Source organism: Bacillus sp. AM 13(2015), from assembly GCF_001518755.1.
GTDB classification, from domain to species: domain Bacteria; phylum Bacillota; class Bacilli; order Bacillales; family Bacillaceae; genus Bacillus; species Bacillus safensis.
The window spans coordinates 88277-105639 of sequence record NZ_LKCP01000070.1 but is presented as its reverse complement, the minus strand read 5'-3'; the positions used below and the strand labels follow the sequence as shown (position 1 = coordinate 105639).

Genomic DNA, 17363 nt, shown 5'->3' with positions numbered 1-17363 from the left:
CAATAGAAAAATAGAGGACCCCCTCGAAGTCCTCTTTGCCTTATATATGCGACACAATCAGTTCACAAGATCCTTCAATTGAGAAGCTTCCTGTTTCAGCCGGCAGAATAAAATGAGTGCCCTTTGGCAGTGGATATGTGTTTCCGTCATGCTCTAAAGACCCTTCTCCATCAATCACACTGCATAGCAAAAACGGATAATCCTGCGAAAGCTCTACTTTTTGATCAATTTCCCATTTATACACAGAGAAGTATTCTGCTTCGACAAATGTACGAATGGTCACTCCTCGGCGTGTTTCAACTGATTCATCTGCATAACCGTCTACATGAGGAACCGTCGTGACATCAATTGCTTGTGCAAAATGAAGTTCACGTTCGTTGCCATCTTGGTCTTTTCGTTCATAATCATATACGCGATAGGTTGTATCTGAGCTTTGCTGGGTTTCAAGGACAAGCGTTCCTTCGCAAAGTGCATGAATGGTACCGCTTGGCACATAATAAAAATCACCAGGCTTAATTTTCACCCGTCGCAAAAGACCTTCCCAATCTCCGCTATTCATCATGGTGACAAGCTCAGTTCTTGTTCTTGCATTGTGCCCATAGATCATTTCCGCTCCTTCTTTGCAGTCAATGATATACCAGCACTCTGTTTTTCCAAGCTCGCCATTTTCATGTCTTTCCGCATAATCATCATCTGGATGTACTTGAACAGACAAGTCTTGGTTTGCATCTAAAATTTTGGTTAACAGCGGGAAGCGATCGCCTTCTATCCCCCCGAACAATTCTCTATGATTGTCCCAAAGTTCGATCAGCGTTTTCCCTTTATATGGACCGTCTTGCACGACACTTGGTCCGTTTGGATGAGCAGAAATTGCCCAGCATTCTCCCGTTTGATCAGAAGGAATATCGTAGCCAAATTGATCCCTTAAGGCTGTACCTCCCCATATTCTTTCCTTCAATTCAGGCAGTAAAAAAATTGGTGACTGCTTCATTCAGGATGACTCCTCCCTTTGCTACCCTTTGATAATCCTTACCTAGCTTGATGAAAACTAGTAAGTCTCAACTTTTATTATGACGCTATCTAAAGAGAAGTCAATCCTTTCAGTACACCGAATGAAAACGATAACACAAAAATTGTTTTACCCTTTGACAGAGCCAGCAAGAAGCCCTTTGACAAAGTATTTTCCAAGAAGAATATAGACGAGTAGTGTCGGCAGCGCAGCCAATATCGCTCCTGCCATTTGGACGTTCCATTGCACAATTTGACTGCCTGATAGATTTTGCAAGGCAACCATCACCGGCTGATGCTCCGCAGTGGTCATCGTGACTGCAAATAAAAATTCATTCCACACATTTGTGAACTGCCAAATGGCGACCACAACAAATCCTGTGATCGAAAGCGGAAGAATCATATATCTGAAAATCCCTATAAACCCTGCGCCATCCATTTTCGCCGATTCAATCATTTCATCTGGGATGCTCACATAGAAATTTCGGAACATGAGCGTTGTGATCGGAAGTCCGTATACGACATGGACAAGCACAAGCCCTGGAATTGAATTATACAATCCGACTTCACGCAAAAATTGAATAAGTGGAATTAGAATACTTTGATATGGAATAAACATCCCAAAGAGCATCAGCGTAAAGACGACTTCTGATCCTTTGAAACGCCATTTTGATAATACATAGCCATTCATTGCACCTAATACAGCGGACAATAAAGTAGCAGGAATGACTAGATAAAGAGAATTCATTAAATTAGGCGCCAGCTTTTCAAACGCGATTTGATAGCTTGAAAAATCGATTGTGGATGGCAGCGACCACATTCGTTCAAGGGTGACTTCACCTAATGGCTTCAAGCTTGTGACGAGCATGACATAAACTGGCATCAAAAAAAATAGACTGCACAAAATCAATAAAGCATAAAGAACTGGTCGGACAAACCATCTGGCTGTCATGATGAAGCCCCCTTCCGGCTCGACAAGAGGTATGGCACGATAAAGACCGCAACAGAGATCAGCATGACAATCGCAATGGCGGCACCGCCTGCATAATGGTTTCCTCTAAAGGTCATTTCAAACATATACACGCCCGGGACATCGGTGACAAAGTTCGCACCCGGTCCTGTCATCGAGTAAATCAAATCGAAAATCTTTAATGAAATATGAGCCATGATGATCACAACACTTGCAGTAATCGGTTTTAAAAGAGGAAAAATGATTTTCCAGTAAATCTGCCACTCCGATGCACCATCCATTCTAGCAGCCTCTCTTACTTCCTCTGGAATTCCTCGCAGACCCGCCAAATACATTGCCAGAGAGAAGCCTGTCATTTGCCAAACAGCTGCAATCACGACGGCAATCATGGCCGCAGGTACACCAAACTCAATTTTCCCCCAGACAAATCCGGCCAAAATGTTCGTATCCGTGTACCATTTAGGCTGGATACCGAGCGTTTTCAAAAATAAATTCACCCCTGTTGACGGGTTTAAAATCCATTGCCATACAACCCCTGTGACAACGAAGGAAAGGGCCATCGGAAAGAAGAATAAATTCCGAAAAAGAGATTCCCCCTTGATCTTCTGATCTAGTAAAATCGCAAGTGCAAGACCAGAGACAATGACAGCCCCAATAAAAAATAGAGTAAAAAAGACCGTGTTTCGAAGATCTGACTGAAAGCGGAAATCTTGAAACAGCATGGCATAATTGCGAAGACCTGCGAAAGAGAAATCAGGAACAAGCGTGGTCCAGTTTGATAATGACACATATCCTGTCCAGCCAATAAAGCCGTAAACAAAGATGAATAATAAAACCGCTGACGGGGCTAAAAAGAGCAGCGCCAGCAGCTGATCTCCATTCCATTTTTTCCGCATACGTTTGACCTTGGGCATAGATGTTTTTGTCATCGGCGATGTGTCCATGCGCATGAAGCTACACTCCTTTTAAAAAAGAGGCGGTGCCTAGCCGCCGCCTCTTTCGTCTTTATTTCATTGCATCTTTTAAAGATGATACAAACTGGCTGCTGTCTTTTTGTGTCACGAAGATATTGACGGCTTGATTCGCTTTCGTCACAAACCCTTCTTCAGCAGCTGAGCCATGAGCAAGAGACGGCGCCAGCTTTGACTCTTTAAATGCCTTCATCGCCGATTTTCCGTATTCATCATATTTTGATACATCTGCATCCACACGTGCTGGAATCGATCCTTTTAGCGGATTAAACGCATCCTGTCCTTCCACAGATCCTAAAACAGATAAGAATTTCTTCACGTTTTCTGGCTGTTTCACACCCTTTGGCAGTCCAAATGTATCGGTGATCACCATAAAGCTTCCTTCCGTTTCAGGAGTCGCCGTGTATCCAAAGTCTTGATTGACCTTCAAATCAAGATCATTCACAAAGTACCCCTTCGCCCAGTCGCCCATGACATTCATTGCTGCTTCCCCTTTTGCCACGAGCTGTGAGGCATCCTGCCAGTTACGTGAGCTGTGATCATCATTGACGTATTCGAGCATGCGCCCAAAGATGTCTGCCGCTTCCTTCACTTTCGGGTCATCCATTTTCATGTCGCCAGCCCAAAGTTTTTGATAACCATCTGCCCCTAATACACCAAGCAAAACACTTTCAAACAAATGAGTCGCTGCCCAAGGCTCCTTATCTCCAAGCGCAAGTGGTGTGATTCCTTTTTTCTTTAATGCATCTGCTGTTTTGAAAAATTCATCAAATGTCGCTGGCGGCTCTAAGCCTGCATCATCAAATACCTTCTTGTTATACCAAAGCACATTGCCCCTGTGAATGTTTACTGGCACGGAATAGATTTTTCCATCCTTGCTGACAAGATCAATCAGTGATTCTGGAAATTTGTCTTTCCAGCCTTCTTTTTCATACAAATCATCCAGCGGCTCCATTTTGCCTGCCGCGACCCAGCTCTCATTCAGCTCCGCCCCGCCATGCACTTGAAACGTTGCAGGCGGATCATTCCCCTGCATACGGCTAGTCAGAACAGCCTTTGCATTCGTACCAGCACCACCTGCGACAGCTGCATTTTCAATTGGAATATCTTTATTCTTCTCTTCAAACAACTGGATGAGTGCCTTCAGCCCGTCTTCCTCACCCGCTCCTGTCCACCAAGAGAAAATTTCGAGCTTTTCCGTTCCGCCTTCTTTTTTTGCCTCTGAGTTCGTCGATGAACTGCAGGCAGTAACGATCAGCATACAGAGTGCAAGCAGTGTAAAGCCTAATTTGACCTTCATGATTGATCCCCCATCCCTATTTTGTAAGCGTTATCAAAATAAGTATAATGGCAGATCCTTGCTTTTTTTCAGGCAAACTTCTGCACTTTTTTTATGAAATTCTTCATTTTTTTACGGCCTGTTTTCGATATTCCTTCGGTGAACAGCCGACCATCTTCTTAAACACACGGCTGACGTAATTAGGATCTGTATATCCTGCTTGATAGGTAATTTCTTTTAAGCTAAGCGAGCTGTCCTTGAGGAGCTTTTTGATTTTATCCAGCCGGCAGGTTGTCACATACTCTTTAAATGTCAGACCCGTCTCGTCTTTAAAACGTTTTGTGAAATAGGTTGGACTTAAATCAACATAAGCGGCCGTTTGCTCAAGTGTGATCTGTTCACAATAATGCGTTTTGATGTAACGTTTTGCCCGCTCAATGTCATTGATGGTCTGGGTTCTCGCTTCATACACGTCACATAGGTGTTCACAGCACTGACGGCATTCAGCTGCGGTGCTGATTGTCAATATTGATAGATCTGTACGGAGACGTGATTTGAAGAGAATCAGCAGTTCCTTTACTTGTGAAATCGTCGCCCCCTCTAATTGAAAGGCATCAAATAAAGCCAGCGCATCCTCTCTTCTCCCTTCCTCGAGCGCCTGCATCATGCTGTCTGCAAGCTCCGGCAGATGAATCAATGGATCGGGCTTTATGTCTGTTTGGTAAAAGCCATAACGAACAACGCCGCCACTCTTTTTTCGCTGATAATAGGAAAGCTTCGCCTCTGCTGCACTTTTCTGAAGATGAAGCGGGTTTGAGACTGGGTGCCCTATGCCAACGACAGGTGAAGGCTGACCATTTGTCATGGCAGCTCGAATGGCTTGCAGCACCTCTGCCTTAAGCTGACCTGGTCCTTGCTGACTATAAATGAAGCATGTAAACAGTTCACCCCCCATCTGAACCGGCACCGTATGAAATTGTGCAGATTTCAGTAAATCGTTCAACAGCTGATCCCCGCCCGTCCGCTGCACCGCGATGATAAGACCTGCTTCATATTCGGAAAATAGTTGTTGAAACTCCATGGAGGTATAGGATTGACCGTTCATGATATGGGCTTCAAGCCACTTTGACTGTTGATCGGCCGCTGCCGCCTGCCGCTGAGACGCTCCTGCTTTATTTCTGCTGCTACAAATCGAATGGCTGCGATGGTTTCGTCTTTATCAGCTGGTTTAACAAGGTATTGTTTCACCCCTTCCTGCATCGCTTGCTTGGCGTAATCGAATGTATCGTAGGCTGTCAGCATAATGAATTTTGTATGAGGACTGCTTGCTTTGATCTGTTTGATCGCCGTCAGTCCATCCATGCCAGGCATCTGGATATCCATGAGCACAAGATGAATGGGCTCAGATCGCACGAATTCAACCGCCTTCTTTCCATTTTCCGCTTCTCCTGCTATATGACACTCTGGAACCCATTCGGTTAAGAACTTCCGCATCGCTAGTCGTTCTATTTTTTCATCATCGACAATCAGCACGTTCAGCATGCCGGTCCCTCCTTCATCGGAATAGCCAATTGTATGGTGGTGCCTTCGTTTGGCTTTGAATCAATTTGAAGGGCATTTTGCACCCCGTAAAACAAACGCAGTCTTGACATCACATTTCGAAGACCGATTCCTGTCGAGTGGCCTTTACTCAGGATGTTCGGATCTTCCTCTTCTTTTTCTGATAGCAATTTTCTTTTCTCCAATTCATTGATGCCCATCCCATTGTCCCGAATCCGAATCATCACATAGCCGCCTTCTTGATAGATCGAGAGCTCGACAAGTCCCTCTTCCTCCTTTGGTTCGACGCCATGAATGAAGGCATTTTCGACAAGCGGCTGTAAGGTGATACTTGGGATATGTACAGATAAACACGATTCATCGATGGACGTTTTGCACGTAATACGATCGGCAAATCTCGTTTCTTGTATATGAAAATACTCTTTCACCACTTTCACTTCTTGTTCCAATGTAACGGATGTACTCAGAGCAGACAGCGAATACCGCATCAGCGTGGAAACGGATTGAATCAACCTCGATGTCGCTTCGGCTGATTCTAAGTAAGCCATCCGCGAAACGATGTTTAATGTGTTAAATAAAAAATGCGGGTTCATTTGGTTTTGCAGCGTTTTTAGCTTCATGTCTTTGATTTTTTGATCCAATGCTGCCTTTTGTTTGATCTCTTCAATCATCATTTTCATCTCTTGCCGCATTCGCTGAAAGGCTTCATTTAAAACAGAAATTTCATCCTTTGAGGTGACATGCAAATTCGCTCCATCAAAATTTCCTTCTGATACTTCTTTTACGCTTCGGGACAGATGAACGATGGGTCTTGATATCCCGCCAGCAATCATATACGCCATCCATAATGCGAGCCCGATTGATAACGTAACCAGGCACAAGGTAAAGAGCGCATAGGTATGATGCCTTTTTTGAAGAGATTGATAGAGTACTTGATATTCAGATAATTCATCATCAAGCAGGGTCATCGTCTGCTCTTGTATATAGGAGGAGACGGTTCTCACTTCCTTCACACTTGCAGCATATTCTTCGATTTTCCCTGCTTTTACATGTGTCATGGTTGCATCACTTTCATTGATGAGCGTCCGTATCATATATTGATATTTTTCAATAGAAGGAATCGCAGCATGAAGCCCGGCATCCTTTCGTAGCGCTTGATCGTAGGATTTCATTTTTTGTTTTGACGTAAGGTATTCTTTGGCAAACTTCCGATCCTTTTCAATGGCATAGGCATTGACTTTTTCATACATCGTTTTCGCTTCTGTCGATATATCATTGAGCAGCAGAAAAGAACGGAAGCTCCTGCTATATTCTGATGTGATTTTTGAACTGCTCCAGTAGACAAAAAAAGCGGCTACGTTGCCAAGAAGCACAAGGATTAAAAATGCCAATAACAGCTTACTTCGAATCTTTCTCATGGCTGCATCCCCTGCTTTCTGTCTGTTTGCTGAAGAGGCAGATCCCCGCGCCGGATCACACTCGTTCCCGTGTACTGAAGCGGTTCTTCTTTTTCACCTTTTTGCAAACGAACAAGCGATTCAACCGCTTGATAGCCCATTTCATAAGGATGCTGCACGACCACGGCATCAATCGTTCCATCATCAAGCGCCTGAATCGTATCAGGCAATGTGTCAAATGCAAGCACATAAAAATCAGTGGATGATTGATACTGTGCGATTGCTTGAATGATGCCTGCACCATCTAATGCACTTGTGCCATAAAATGCGGTGAGCTTCGCATGATCGTTTAATAGTTTATAAGCGGCACCTGAGGCACCTGACTTCGTAATGGCTGATTCTTCTATTCCAGCAATATGAATGCGTTTTTCAGCGGAGACGGCATCTCGAAAGCCTTTGACGCGCAGCTTTTGATGAATGGCATCCAGCCTGCCTGTGACAATTCCTACATACTGTTCACCTTTTGTATCTGCGATGAGTGCCTGCCCTGCGATAAAGCCTGAATAGTAATTGTCCGTTCCTACATACACTTGACGTTTGCTCCCTTCTGCATCCGTATCGACGGTGACGACATCAATTCCTTTTTCCCTCGCCTTCTGAAAAAGCGGTTTGTATTTTTTCGCATCAAGTCCCTGCGTCATAATGCCATCAACATGCCCAGCGATCGCCATATCAATGGTTTTCAGATGATCGTCTACATCCGCTTGCTTTGGGCCCAAATATTCTAGATACACGTGATGAACGTCTGCCGCATCAGCAGCTCCTTTTTGTACAAGCTGCCAATATTCGTTATCAAGTTCCTCCGGTACAAGGACAAAATGGTATTGATACGTTGACGCTGTTTCATCGGAAGCGCTTTCAATTTTAAATAAATCTTGACCTAATAACGTTAAAAAAATGACAGATACCGCACAAAATGTGAGAAATGCGCTCATTCCAATCCACTTAGATAATTTCACCTTGTCCTCCTCCTTTCACTATTTCAGCATAAAAAAAGAGCTGCTTATAAGCATACTCTCTCGACCTCTATAATTCCTTTGTCATAAATAAACTGTTTGGATCTTCTTGATATGTACCAAAAGGCGGGCCATACTGAAACCCAGCGCTTTCATATAGTTTTCTTGCTGGTTCAAAGAAAGCCATTGCCCCTGTCTCTAAGCTGACACGTGTATACCCGCGCCGTTTTGCCTCTTGGAGAAGATGATTCAGCATATACCTCGCTACACCTTTCCGCATATGAAAGGCGGCGGTTCTCATCGATTTGATTTCCCCATGTTCACTTGACAGTTCTTTTAACGCTCCGCAGCCAAGAAGCTCCTCTCCATCTCGCACACTCCACACGGTGACATTCTGTTTTTTTAAATCAGTTAATGGAAGGGCATGAATGCTTTCGGGCGGCGAATGCACCTTCATTTCTTCTATATGTGCAGTAATCAGCTGATCAATTCGTCCATCCGTGAGTTCATCTTGTAGAATGTACATTTCCATCACTCCTTCACGATCATTGTACGTGAAGAGTTGCATGGTTATCTGCTGTTATGTCAGATAAACGAACAAACAACTGGCATCTACAATTCCAATTGTTTGTTCGTTTTACAAGTATTTATGAGGAAAGAACGGCTTGTAATTCCTCTGCTGTACTGTTTTCAAGCTGACTTCCGACACCGACAGCCACTGCGCCTGCTTGAAGCCACTTCGGAACATCAGCTGGATGAATGCCACCCGTAGGAATAAATTCAATCTCTGGAAATGGACCTTGCAGGTTTTTCATATAGGATAAACCGAAGGAGCCGCTTGGAAAAAGCTTGAGCAAGCCGTAGCCATCTGCTTTCGCCTGCATGATTTCACTTGGGGTGAGAACCCCTGGTACATAGAGTGTGTCGTAAAATGAGAGATGTTCTCCAATCATAGGAAGATATCCTGGACTGACGATAAACTGTGAGCCTGCCTCAACAGCTGATTGTGCCTGCTCCAGTGTCGTAATCGTTCCAGCTCCTACAATGAGATCTTGCTCCTGCTGAAAGGATGCGATAATGCGTTCAGCATTTGGCGTGGTATACGTCACTTCAATGGCACGGACCCCTTTTTTCTTTAAACGCTCAATCATTTCAATGCCTTCTCTTTCACTACCCGCTCTCACCACCGCGATCAACTTACAAGACGCGAGCTGCTTTTTAACGCTCAAACTTGCTGACTTTCCCATATCTCTCATCCCCTTTCATATAATCCCGCCTTTGATATCGCTTGGCTTCTTTCATAAAAGCTTGAAGCTCCTCCCGGGTAGGCAGTCCATCCTTATCGCCAGGAGACATCACTGCAAGTGCCCCAACCGCATTGCCTCTTGTCACGGATTTTTCATTTGATAAGCCGTCAAGTAAGCCGCTGATGACCCCCACTGCAAATCCGTCACCAGCTCCGACTGTATCTACGACATCCTGCACATAAAATCCATTCACCATTCCTTGTCCGGCTGCACTTTTATAAAAGGCACCTTCTGCCCCTAGCTTAATGACCACTAGCTTGACACCTTTTTGCAAATAAACATCTGCAATCTCTTCTGGCTCGTGACAACCCGTGAGCCTTTGCCCTTCTGCAAGACCTGGAAAAAACCAATCCACTTGCGAAGCGATTTGATTCACCGTCTGAATCATGTCCTCCTCCTCTTCCCATAGCTGAAGCCGAAGATTTGGATCAAATGAAATGGTTCTGCCCGCTGCTTTCATTTCTTGAAGGGCACGAATAGAAAACGCTCTCATTTCACTGGATAGGGCAGGAGGAATACCAGTCATATGAAGGTGGCCTGCCTGTTTGAAATAGGTGGCGGGAAAGTCGCTTGGACTCATTGTGCTCGCAGCAGAGCCTTTCCGATAATACGTGACGTCAGGGTCTCCATCGATCACTTTTGATTTAAGTAAGATGCCCGTTTGAGACCCATCATTTGAAAGGAGCACTGCACTTGTATCGACCCCTTCTTTTTGAAGCTCTTCTAAAATAAATGTACCAAGTGAATCTGCTCCGACTTTGCTCATCCAGCCCACATGAAAGCCCAGCCTCGCCAAACCGACAGCCACGTTACTTTCTGCACCAGCAAGCGCCTTTTGGAATGTATGCACTTGATGAAGCTCCCCAACTTCCTTTGCATAAAACATCGCCATTGATTCCCCAAATGTGACCGCATCCAATGCTTTCACTCATTTCTCCCCTTTCTTGGTACCGGTTTCAAATCAGTTGAAAAAGAGAGAGCATGCACGTCTGTATACTCTTCTCTGCCTATCATTTATAAAGATTTCCTTACAATGATTTCACCATCAAGCTGAATCGTTTGGGGCGCACTTTCATCCCCTTCAAGCCGTGTCTTGATTTTTTGCATGGCTGCTTTCCCCATTTCATGAGAAGGCTGGGCAACTGTAGTGATTCCAGGTCCAATCAGCTTATACCATTCTGTATCATCAAACCCTGCAATGCCGATCTCATCAGGAATCTTCATCCCAAGCTCTACAAGTTCACTAATCAGCTTCAGCATGAGTAATCCATTGCCTGCTAAAATCGCTTTTTTCTGTTCGTTTGATTGTAGAAAACGGACAATCTCTTCGCGCATTTGTTCCTTTTGCTTTAAATCAATTTCTGCAATGATTGGCTTCTTATGTTTACTCAAAGCTGTCTGTTCATATGCTTCCTTTCGTTCTTCACGAGGACTGATTCCATCGACGGGCTCAGTAAAGAATGCGATGTGATCATAGCCTTTCTCATACATTTGTTGAAGCAGCCGGATTGTGATATCACGGTTGTTCGTGGTCACTGTGTCGACTTTTAGTTCAGGCAATTTCCGGTCCACAAGAACAATCGGCACACCGTTTTTCTTAAACTCCTCCAGAATGTCATTGTTCTGTCCTGTTGTATTGATGATGAGCCCTTCAATATAATGTGCATTCAGCTTAAGGAGCATTTCCCGTTCTTTTTCTGGACGATTATCTGTGTTGCACACCATGATACTGTATCCATATTCATCACAAATCTCTTCAACTCCGCGAAGTGTTGCCACAGAGAATGGATTCGTAATGTCGGCTACAATAAACCCAATGACCTTGCTTTTTCTGACTTTTAGTCCTTGAGCAAGCTGACTCGGACGATAATGTAGTTCCTCAATGGCCTTCTTGATTTTTTTTACCTTTTCAGATGAAATTTCATTTGTTCTGCCATTGATATATCTGGATACAGTTGATTTTGAGACCCCTGCATAAGCTGCTACTTCATTAATGGTCACTTTCGTTTGCTTTTTCTCTTTCATTCAAAAAACTCCCACAATTGATCTTCTCATTTGGTTCGAAACCGATTTCAAATAAACTTAAAAAGAGCATATCATAATTGATGGCATTTCAGAAGATTTTTTTGCATGATGATGGCAAAAATTCGTCTAATCACATAAAAAGAAAGCGATTTCAAATTAACGGTTGACGGCGCTCTCTTTTTCCTCTAGAATTTTCCTTGAAACCGATACCAAATAAATATCAATATTTGTTTCAGATGGAAAGGGAGGCTTATCCAAATGGAAAATCGTTATGCTGTACATCCTGAACAGGTCAAACGTTTTACAACAGAGGAACTTCGTCGTCATTTTCATATTCCTACGCTATTTGTCAGTGGTGAATTAAAGCTCTATTACTCACATGAGGACCGCGTGGTGATTGGCGGAGCCATGCCAGCAGCAGAGCCAATCACACTAGATGCTGGGGACTTTTTACGGACGGAGTATTTTCTTGAAAGACGTGAAATCGGGATTGTGAATGTCGGCGGACAAGGAACAGTCACTGTTGATGGTGAGGCCTTTGTGCTGGAGCATAAAGATTTCTTATATATTGGTCTTGGTCACAAAGATGTACAGTTTGCTAGTTCATCAGGCCACGAGGCCAAGTTCTATCTAGTTTCAGCCACGGCTCATAGAGCGTACCCTACGCAAAAAGCAGCCATCGCTGAATTAACACCAAACCACTTAGGGGAAGCAGCTGCTTCCAATGTACGAAACCTGTATCAAGTCATCCATGCAGACGGCATCCAAAGCTGTCAGCTCATGATGGGAATCACTCAGCTGGAAACCAATAACACGTGGAACACGATGCCTGCTCATATTCACGATCGCCGGATGGAAGTGTATTTATATCTTGATATCGAAGAGGATGCACGAGTCTTTCATTTTATGGGGGAGCCATCTGAAACAAGACATCTTGTTGTGGCAAATGAGGAAGCAGTCATTTCACCTGCCTGGTCCATTCATTCAGGTTCAGGTACAGCGAATTATTCATTTATTTGGGCAATGGCGGGCGAAAACTATACGTTCAAAGATATGGACTTTGTCCCAATGGATCAGTTGAGGTAACGAGGATGATGACAACATCATATGCAGCGTCCCTCTTTTCCCTTGAAGGAAAAACAGCCCTTGTGACAGGTCCTGGAACCGGCATTGGGCAAGGCATTGCCGTGGCGCTTGCCCAATCAGGTGCAGATATCATCGGCACTTATCACCACACACCGCTTGAAGAAACAAAGGCAATTGTCGAACAGGCAGGCCGATCATTTCATGCGGTTCAGGTTGACTTTTCCGATCCTCAAACTGCAAAACAGGATGTCGACGCCATATTAAAAAAGCATACGATTGATATTTTAATCAATAATGCTGGAACGATTAAAAGAGAGCAAGCGGCTCACTATTCAGAGGAAGATTGGCATACGGTCATGGATGTGAATATCAACAGTCTTTTTTTCCTCACGCAAAAGGTTGGACAGCAAATGCTGAAAAACGGGCAAGGGAAAATTGTCAATATCGCCTCCCTTCTATCGTTTCAAGGCGGCGTCTTTGTCCCCGCCTATACAGCAAGCAAGCATGCTGTCGCAGGGCTGACGAAAGCTTTTGCCAATGAATGGGCGAGCCAGCATATTCAAGTGAATGCGATTGCGCCTGGGTATATTGCGACCAATAACACACAAGCCATTCGGGACGATGAAAATCGAAATGAAGAGATTCTCAAACGAATTCCCGCCGGGCGCTGGGGAAAACCTGAGGATCTAGCAGGTGCTGCTGTTTTCCTTAGCTCACCAGCTTCTGATTATATGAACGGTCATATTTTAGCCGTTGATGGCGGCTGGCTTGCAAGATAAAAAGACGAGAGAATTCCTATCCGGGATTCTCTTTTTTCTATTTGTATAATTCTCCACCTTCCGAGTCACTCTATAAAAAACATGTGATGAGGGTGAGGTATTATGAAAAGTCGTATTGAACAAGATATAGCGTCCGTCATTAAGCGTGTCAAAAGCTTTGCCGGAAGAAGTGATGATATCGTGTTCCACTCTTTTTCATTTGGTCCTTCCACTATGTCTGCATGTCTCGTGTACATTGAAGGACTCACAGAATTTGAGTTACTTTCTAAGCAAATCATTTCACCAATGCAAAAGGAACTGGACCTCACTGAGGTTGATTCTACTACACTTCCCTCCCTTTCAAAAACGTTCTTTGGCATTCAAAGTGATGTGCTGGATGATATGAACCTTGCCATCGAGCAGTTATATAGCGGCAAGGCTATTTTATTTGTAGATGGAGCGGCTCAAGCACTTGCACTCCATACAAATCTTTTTCAATTTAGGGAAGTAGAAGAGCCGCAATCTGAAGTTCTTGTAAGAGGCCCACGGATCGGATTTATTGAGAATCTTGAAAAAAACACGGCTTTACTCCGCGAACGGGCAAACGACCCAAATCTTGTGATTCAAAAGGTGAGTATCGGTACTCGCAATAAAAAATCCGCTGCTCTTGTGTATGTTCGTGATATTGCTGATCCTAAACTAGTAGAAGATGTTCTATCACGCATGGCCGAAATCAAAATGGATGACATCCCTGAAACCGGCTATATTGAACAGTTGATTGAGGACAGTCACATCTCCATTTTTCCACAGATTCAAAACACAGAACGTCCTGACCGGGTGATTGCATCTGTGCTTGAAGGCAAAGTCTCGATTTTGCTCGATGGGACTCCTTTTGCCCTCATTTTACCTATGACACTTACAGCTTTGATGCAATCACCAGAGGATTATTATCAGAGGTGGACAAGCGCGACTCTTTTGCGTTTACTTCGTTATATTGCCGTGCTGCTCACGATTTTTTTACCCGGGCTTTACATTGCACTTGTCTCTTATCATCCCGGTTTATTACCGACAAGAATGGCACTCACCATCGCAGGCAGCCGGCAGAATGTTCCCTTCCCTCCTGTTGTCGAAGCCATTCTCATGTCTTTTACGATAGAGCTGCTGCGGGAAGCTGGACTACGGCTTCCAAGAGCCATCGGACAGACAATTGGGCTCATTGGTGGGGTTATTATTGGTCAGGCAGCTGTTCAAGCCAATATCGTCAGTGCCTTAATGGTGATTATTGTGTCGCTGACCGCACTGGCTGACTTCACGGCACCGTCATATGACTTTAGTTTCCCACTGCGTATTTTGCGGTTTATGGCCATTTTTAGTTCAGCACTGTTTGGATTATACGGTTTAATCATGTGTTATTTATTTGTGCTTTGTCACTTGATGCAGTTAAAGACCTTTGGTTTTGACTATTTCACACCTGTGTTGTCTTCACCGTTTTCAGATTTAAAGGATACGTACGTTCGTTTACCAATCGGGCTATTTAAATCCAGACCAAAAACAGCAAAAATAAAAAATCTCAAAAGACAAGGAGATTAAACGATGTACAGACCTGAAAGGCTATCATTGTTACAAGTAACCATTCTCTGCAGCTCTACAATGATAGGCGCTGGAATTTTAACCATTCCACGCAGTTCTGCCAATTCAGGATACCCTGATGGCTGGATCATTGTATTAATACAGGGCGTCATCTTTGCTTTCGTTGCTTTTTTGTTGGGCTGGATTGCCGAAAAGAATGCACCAGACACCATTTTCGAGTCAAATACAAAAGGAGCAGGGGCATTCTTTGGCACAATCTTTAATTTAATGCTGATCGCCTATTTACTAGGCATTGTCGGCTTTGAGGCACGTGTCCTTGGGGAAGTGGTTCAGTTTTTCCTGCTGCAATCGACTCCCATGACCGTGATTGTGATGATTTTTTTACTCGTGGCGATCTATCATTTGAAAAGCGGTATTTTTCCAGTCGTCAAAATGGTGACCTATATTTATCCGATCACCATGGTCATTTACATAGCGCTCATGCTGTTTTGTTTAAAAATATTTGATTTTAATTATTTGCGCCCTGTGATGGCGCATGGTTTTAAAGATTTTAGTAACCTTTTCTCTCAAACCTTTATTCAATTTACAGGGTTTGAAGTGATTTTGTTTGTTGTCCCGCTCATTTATAAAGACAAATGGTCTAAGGCAAAATGGGCGGCTGCGATCGGGGTTGGAATTACTTCTCTTGTATATTCCCTCACACTCTTTATAGTGATTGGCTCCATGACCGTTGGTGAAACGAAATCTCTCACTTGGCCGACGGTTTCTCTTATACAAGCGCTTGAACTTGAAGGGGTGTTTATCGAACGATTTGATATTTTCTTACTGACGATCTGGACGTGCCAGCAGTTCATTTGTATGCTGGGTTTTTTCCAGTTTGCGATTAAAGGCTGCTTCACTGTTTTTAAAACAACCAATATAACGAGACTGTTATGGCTGTTATTTTTGATTACATCAGCACTCTCACTTTTCCCTAGAAATATCAACGAAGTCTTTTACTACTCTACTTTACTCGGCTACGCATTGTTTGCGGTTTTAGCCATTCCTTTTATTACTGCTATCCTGCTGATGATACGCAAAAAATGGGGAGGTCGTTCTACATGAGAGGCAGGCGTATACTGTTATTCTTTTTTTCCTGCTGTCTTTTCCTTCTATCAGCAGGCTGCTGGGACTTAAAGGATATTGAAAAACTATCGTTTGTACGCGGGGTTGGTATTGATGAGGAAGATGACAATGGAGTTAAGCTGACCTACCAAAACCTTGTACCGAAATCAAGTGGAACACAAGAAGCCGATTCTCCCGGCTATGTGAATGTTGTCTCCAAAGGAAAAAATGTGCTTGAGGCTGTCAGTAATGTCGCCTTGAAGGACCCGCCGATCTATAGTGATCACATGAAAATCTTCTTGTTTGGCAGAAATCAAGCAGAGCATCACGATATTCAAGGAACACTTAATCATTTTATTCGAGATGATGAGGTTCGGCGCAGCAGCTATCTCCTCGTGTCACGAGGAGATGCGTCAAAAGTCATCAATCAAAAGTTAAAGTCTCAACAGAAGGTACCGGTTGAGCATATCTTTGAAACATCCAAAAACCGAAGCTTTAACGGGAAGATCGCACCGCCAACACGTATAGGCCGGTCGTCTGATTACTTTCAGATGGGCGTTAGCTTCCTCGTACAAAGTGTAGATGTGATCAACAGTGAAATTATTTATGATGGGGCAGGAATCATACATGGGAAAACGAGAAAGCTGATTGGTTTTATCCCAGCAAAAGATGTCCAATCTTTAAACTGGGTAATGGGCCGTATCACTGGCGGCGTTGTACCTGCCACCTACAAAGGTTATCCGATCACGTATGAAATAAAAAAAGCAAAAACTAAGGTCAAGCCCTATCTGAAAGACGGAAAGGTATCCTTTAAAATTAGCATACAAACAAATGGAAAATTGTCTGAGGATCAATATCCTCCTGAAAACTCATTCGATGAGCAGTACATCAAACGATTTGAGCGTATCTTTGCTCATAAAATTAAAGAACGCATTCAAAAAGCAGTAAATCATGTGCAAAAAGAAGTCGGCGTTGATCCCATATTTTTAAACCAGCAGTTCCGTATGAAATATCCCGACTATTGGGATCAGCACGGTACCGAGTGGGATAGGCTATTCCAAGAAGCAGCCATCGATTACGATGTCAAAGTCAGCATTTTGAACTTTGGTGCAGAAGGCGCAACAAAAAGCTTTAAATGGTAATGCCAAAAGGCGGTTATCCCGGTGGGGGGCCGCCCTCATACTGTTGACAAAGGGCTAAAATGATCTTGATTTTAGCCCTTTGTCTTCTTTTCAGCGTGATAGAAAACCTTTGCAGCCCTAGGAAGGACGAGCACCGGAGCGCAGACCTGC

General features: G+C 43.8%; 17 protein-coding genes. 5 read left to right on the top strand and 12 right to left on the bottom strand.

Features of this window, described 5'->3' with window-relative positions; genetic code table 11:
* Nucleotides 1-40 precede the first annotated feature (40 nt).
* The 12 genes from manA to AOQ70_RS11870 form a co-directional block, all read right to left on the bottom strand.
* Nucleotides 41-991 carry a mannose-6-phosphate isomerase, class I gene (manA, locus tag AOQ70_RS11920; protein WP_059376448.1) on the bottom strand — a complete coding sequence of 317 codons (951 nt, stop codon included), beginning with the start codon at nucleotides 989-991 and terminating at the stop codon, nucleotides 41-43.
* A gap of 147 nt (nucleotides 992-1138) precedes the next feature.
* Entirely contained in the window at nucleotides 1139-1960 is an 822-nt protein-coding gene (locus tag AOQ70_RS11915; RefSeq protein ID WP_039181910.1) for a carbohydrate ABC transporter permease, read from the bottom strand.
* A complete protein-coding gene (locus AOQ70_RS11910) occupies nucleotides 1957-2928 on the bottom strand; it encodes a carbohydrate ABC transporter permease (protein WP_180272448.1) in 972 nt (323 codons plus the stop codon). The genes AOQ70_RS11915 and AOQ70_RS11910 overlap by 4 nt, the downstream gene beginning before the upstream one ends.
* Nucleotides 2929-2983: 55 nt before the next feature.
* Nucleotides 2984-4249, bottom strand: a complete 1266-nt coding sequence (locus AOQ70_RS11905) for an ABC transporter substrate-binding protein (protein WP_047201899.1) — start codon at nucleotides 4247-4249, stop codon at nucleotides 2984-2986.
* 103 nt (nucleotides 4250-4352) lie between these two features.
* Nucleotides 4353-5333 carry a helix-turn-helix domain-containing protein gene (locus tag AOQ70_RS11900; protein ID WP_231730868.1) on the bottom strand — a complete coding sequence of 327 codons (981 nt, stop codon included), beginning with the start codon at nucleotides 5331-5333 and terminating at the stop codon, nucleotides 4353-4355.
* The gene (locus AOQ70_RS19965; protein WP_231730867.1) at nucleotides 5330-5770 is read right to left on the bottom strand and encodes a response regulator; all 441 of its coding nucleotides are present in this window, start codon (nucleotides 5768-5770) and stop codon (nucleotides 5330-5332) included. The genes AOQ70_RS11900 and AOQ70_RS19965 overlap by 4 nt, the downstream gene beginning before the upstream one ends.
* Nucleotides 5764-7206 (bottom strand): sensor histidine kinase, encoded by a 1443-nt coding sequence (locus tag AOQ70_RS11895; protein ID WP_059376445.1) that lies wholly within the window; start codon nucleotides 7204-7206, stop codon nucleotides 5764-5766. The genes AOQ70_RS19965 and AOQ70_RS11895 overlap by 7 nt, the downstream gene beginning before the upstream one ends.
* Nucleotides 7203-8204 (bottom strand): sugar-binding protein, encoded by a 1002-nt coding sequence (locus tag AOQ70_RS11890; RefSeq protein ID WP_059376443.1) that lies wholly within the window; start codon nucleotides 8202-8204, stop codon nucleotides 7203-7205. Before AOQ70_RS11890 ends, AOQ70_RS11895 begins: the two co-directional genes overlap by 4 nt.
* Nucleotides 8205-8271: 67 nt before the next feature.
* Nucleotides 8272-8727, bottom strand: coding sequence for a GNAT family N-acetyltransferase (locus AOQ70_RS11885; protein ID WP_059376441.1), 456 nt, complete (start codon nucleotides 8725-8727; stop codon nucleotides 8272-8274).
* Between the two features lie 121 nt (nucleotides 8728-8848).
* Nucleotides 8849-9448 (bottom strand): bifunctional 4-hydroxy-2-oxoglutarate aldolase/2-dehydro-3-deoxy-phosphogluconate aldolase, encoded by a 600-nt coding sequence (locus AOQ70_RS11880; protein ID WP_047201904.1) that lies wholly within the window; start codon nucleotides 9446-9448, stop codon nucleotides 8849-8851.
* The gene (locus AOQ70_RS11875; protein WP_082700848.1) at nucleotides 9420-10436 is read right to left on the bottom strand and encodes a sugar kinase; all 1017 of its coding nucleotides are present in this window, start codon (nucleotides 10434-10436) and stop codon (nucleotides 9420-9422) included. The genes AOQ70_RS11880 and AOQ70_RS11875 overlap by 29 nt, the downstream gene beginning before the upstream one ends.
* 86 nt (nucleotides 10437-10522) lie before the next feature.
* The gene (locus AOQ70_RS11870) at nucleotides 10523-11533 is read right to left on the bottom strand and encodes a LacI family DNA-binding transcriptional regulator (RefSeq protein ID WP_039181927.1); all 1011 of its coding nucleotides are present in this window, start codon (nucleotides 11531-11533) and stop codon (nucleotides 10523-10525) included.
* 258 nt (nucleotides 11534-11791) lie between these two features.
* Here AOQ70_RS11870 and kduI point away from each other — a divergent pair, with 258 nt between their 5' ends.
* From kduI to AOQ70_RS11845, 5 genes are all read left to right on the top strand, one after another.
* Nucleotides 11792-12619 carry a 5-dehydro-4-deoxy-D-glucuronate isomerase gene (gene kduI / locus AOQ70_RS11865; RefSeq protein ID WP_059376440.1) on the top strand — a complete coding sequence of 276 codons (828 nt, stop codon included), beginning with the start codon at nucleotides 11792-11794 and terminating at the stop codon, nucleotides 12617-12619.
* Between the two features lie 5 nt (nucleotides 12620-12624).
* Nucleotides 12625-13398 carry a 2-dehydro-3-deoxy-D-gluconate 5-dehydrogenase KduD gene (gene kduD / locus AOQ70_RS11860; RefSeq protein ID WP_059376439.1) on the top strand — a complete coding sequence of 258 codons (774 nt, stop codon included), beginning with the start codon at nucleotides 12625-12627 and terminating at the stop codon, nucleotides 13396-13398.
* Between the two features lie 102 nt (nucleotides 13399-13500).
* Nucleotides 13501-14967, top strand: coding sequence for a spore germination protein (locus tag AOQ70_RS11855; protein ID WP_059376436.1), 1467 nt, complete (start codon nucleotides 13501-13503; stop codon nucleotides 14965-14967).
* 3 nt (nucleotides 14968-14970) lie between these two features.
* Nucleotides 14971-16071 (top strand): GerAB/ArcD/ProY family transporter, encoded by a 1101-nt coding sequence (locus AOQ70_RS11850; RefSeq protein WP_039181939.1) that lies wholly within the window; start codon nucleotides 14971-14973, stop codon nucleotides 16069-16071.
* Complete coding sequence (locus AOQ70_RS11845) at nucleotides 16068-17213, top strand: Ger(x)C family spore germination protein (RefSeq protein ID WP_047201907.1); 1146 nt, start codon at nucleotides 16068-16070, stop codon at nucleotides 17211-17213. The genes AOQ70_RS11850 and AOQ70_RS11845 overlap by 4 nt, the downstream gene beginning before the upstream one ends.
* Nucleotides 17214-17363 lie beyond the last annotated feature (150 nt).